Origin of the sequence: uncultured Nostoc sp. (assembly GCF_937863485.1) — a bacterium.
Lineage (GTDB): Bacteria > Cyanobacteriota > Cyanobacteriia > Cyanobacteriales > Nostocaceae > Nostoc.
In genome coordinates this window covers 1,586-3,862 of the sequence record NZ_CALMFY010000073.1, presented here as the reverse complement: position 1 = coordinate 3,862, position 2,277 = coordinate 1,586, and the positions used below count along the sequence as shown (strand labels likewise).

The following is a 2,277-nucleotide window of genomic DNA, read 5'->3' as shown; positions in this document are numbered from 1 at the left end:
CCCCTGCTCCCCTGCGAAAACACCACTTGACGCGGCTGCTGCGGATTTCGTACTCCTTCGCGCCATCGTTGTTCCCACCAATAGGCACGAGTTAGGTCATATTCACCGTTAGGCATTTTCTGAAAATATTTGACGGTGAGGGGATAAACAGAGCCTAGCGCTGCAAAAATTGATTGCTGGGATAAATCAATCGCTGGCGGTTCTGGGTAATGATGCCCAAAACGGCTTCTGATTTCCTTGGTCAGGCGTTTCAGGATTTGTCCCTCTTTGGGAAAAGGCTGTTCTGTCCAACGAAACACTTTTAAATAAGTAGTTCGTTGCACCGACCAGACAAATACAGAAAGTTCCGCAGGCAAGTTTTCGGAAATAGCTACCCCAGGAATTGTAGTTGCAATAGGGATTTTGAGGCGAAAGCCTTCCGAGGTAAGCACTTTTTCTCCATTTCCGGGTTCAAAATCTGTTTGTAACCAGCTACGCACAGTTGCTATATCCGGAGTTGGAACTTCTAAATAAAGGATTTCTCTCATCGTTTCCTGACATCTCCGATCAATCTAATTACTAAGACAGATTTTATGAAGGCACAAAGTAAGGTAAACTCCGCCCTATTAGTTTCGTAAAGATTCAGTAAAGAAATTTTAAAAATTTGCCAAATTTATTGTTCATTTTGTATTTCTGTAAACCCACGCCATGAATTATCCTATTCCAGACAGTCCCCAGGAAATTTTTGCCTTGCGACAACAGCCGATTGATGAAGAACTAGTTGCCACTGCGATCGCTGGAGTAATTAAAATTGTCCGTGCTCAGGGTCAATCTTTGGAAGAATTAACCGCTCAGTTACTAGCAGATGATCCACTGCTGGATCAGCAACAACGTCGCTGGTTGAGCCAATTAGTTGCCCAATGCTGGGAAAAGTTCTCCTAAAACCTTGCATAGGATGAAGGTATTGTCGCAGTATCGGCTTTCCAGGTCTGCACCTAAATATTGGCGATGCCTGCGGCGGGCTGCGCCTACGCATTTTAGGTGTAGAAGTAACAATAATCCTCAGTATGGGATGGGCAATTGGGTTGCTATTTTTGCATTCATGGCACAGAAGCCACTAAATTAACCATATCAGCGTTTTACGTTGCTAATGAATTTTACAACGTTCTGAAACGGAAAGACCTCTGATGCAAAGCAGGGGTCTTTTTTTTGGATTAATCCTTATGCTCTTTGATCGGCGTTTCGACGCCTTAATGTAATAAATGTTTTTGGTACACAACTCAGTTGAGTGATGCTTGCGGCGGGCTACGCCTACGCACTTCGGCTGTAAAGGTGAGAATGATTATTTGTATGGAATTGGCAATTGGCCTGCTATTTTTGCATTTACGGCATAGAAGCTACTAATTTAGTGCCGTGTGCAACTTTCTCTCAAACCTAATCCCCAACCCCTTCCCTACTAGCGTTGGGGAGCAAGAATCAAAGCCTCTCAGGAGTGGGGGAGAGGAATGGAAGCGAGGTTCTAAGAATAAGTTGCACATCGCGTAATTTAACCATTGCTTACCCAAGGGCCAGATGCTCCTTATATCTTGCACCATTCTCAAGAACCGGAGGGTGGGCACTGCTGACAACGTAAAAATTAGGGTTTGAGCCAACATTAGGCAGTGTCCACCCTACAAAAATAGCAATAAAGCAAGTGGTGCAAGATGTGAGGCTTTGCGTCTCGTGCGTCATATTTAAAAGTATCATTTATTCTTGCCCTTATATCCCCCTATCCACTGCCTTGTTGCATAGTGTGGTATTAGTATGGTAGTGTATCCACTTCTAATATCAGGCTAAAAAAATACTACTATGTTTGGTAATTGGTCTTGGCGTAAAGTCTTAAAAACTTTTAGTGGCTTGGCTGTTGGCATTGCAAGTATTAGTATGAACAATTTAACTAGTCGCCATGTAGCTTTAGCAACACCAAATTATTCTCAACTCCAGAACACTAATCAATTAACTATTAGCGAAAACAAAACTAGATCCTCAAATATTTTAGTTGTTCAAAATCAAGTTCTTCCAAATACTACTACTCGAATAATTGATGGTATAATAGTTACGGCATATGCATTTTACCGTTATTATAATCCATCAAGTTCTGACCACTTATATACAACTAATTTTGGTGAGTTAGAAAATGGTAGCGGCGGATATATCCCTGAAGGAATTGCCGCCTATATTCCCAAACAACAATACTCTGGAACTGTTCCTTTATATCGATATTACAGTTCCGCAGCTTCTGACCACTTGTACACTACT

Annotated in this window: 2 protein-coding genes and 1 pseudogene; 2 read left to right on the top strand and 1 reads right to left on the bottom strand. The window is 42.1% G+C overall.

Annotation, left to right across the window (positions count from 1 at the left end; all coding sequences use genetic code 11):
* Positions 1-527: pseudogene (locus tag Q0541_RS09955) on the bottom strand (flavin-dependent dehydrogenase); the annotation flags it as partial.
* Between the two features lie 160 nt (positions 528-687).
* Here Q0541_RS09955 and Q0541_RS09950 point away from each other — a divergent pair.
* Together Q0541_RS09950 and Q0541_RS09945 are read left to right on the top strand one after the other, a co-directional pair.
* On the top strand, positions 688-921 hold the full coding sequence (locus Q0541_RS09950; RefSeq protein WP_298908961.1) for a hypothetical protein: 234 nt from the start codon (positions 688-690) through the stop codon (positions 919-921).
* Between the two features lie 906 nt (positions 922-1,827).
* A partial coding sequence (locus Q0541_RS09945; RefSeq protein ID WP_298908958.1) for a hypothetical protein occupies positions 1,828-2,277 on the top strand: 450 nt, incomplete at its 3' end.

What these genes read in the sequence shown, in the direction of transcription:
- Q0541_RS09950 (WP_298908961.1), top strand. Translation starts at nt 688, where the DNA reads ATGAATTATCCTATTCCAGACAGTCCCCAGGAAATTTTTGCCTTGCGA.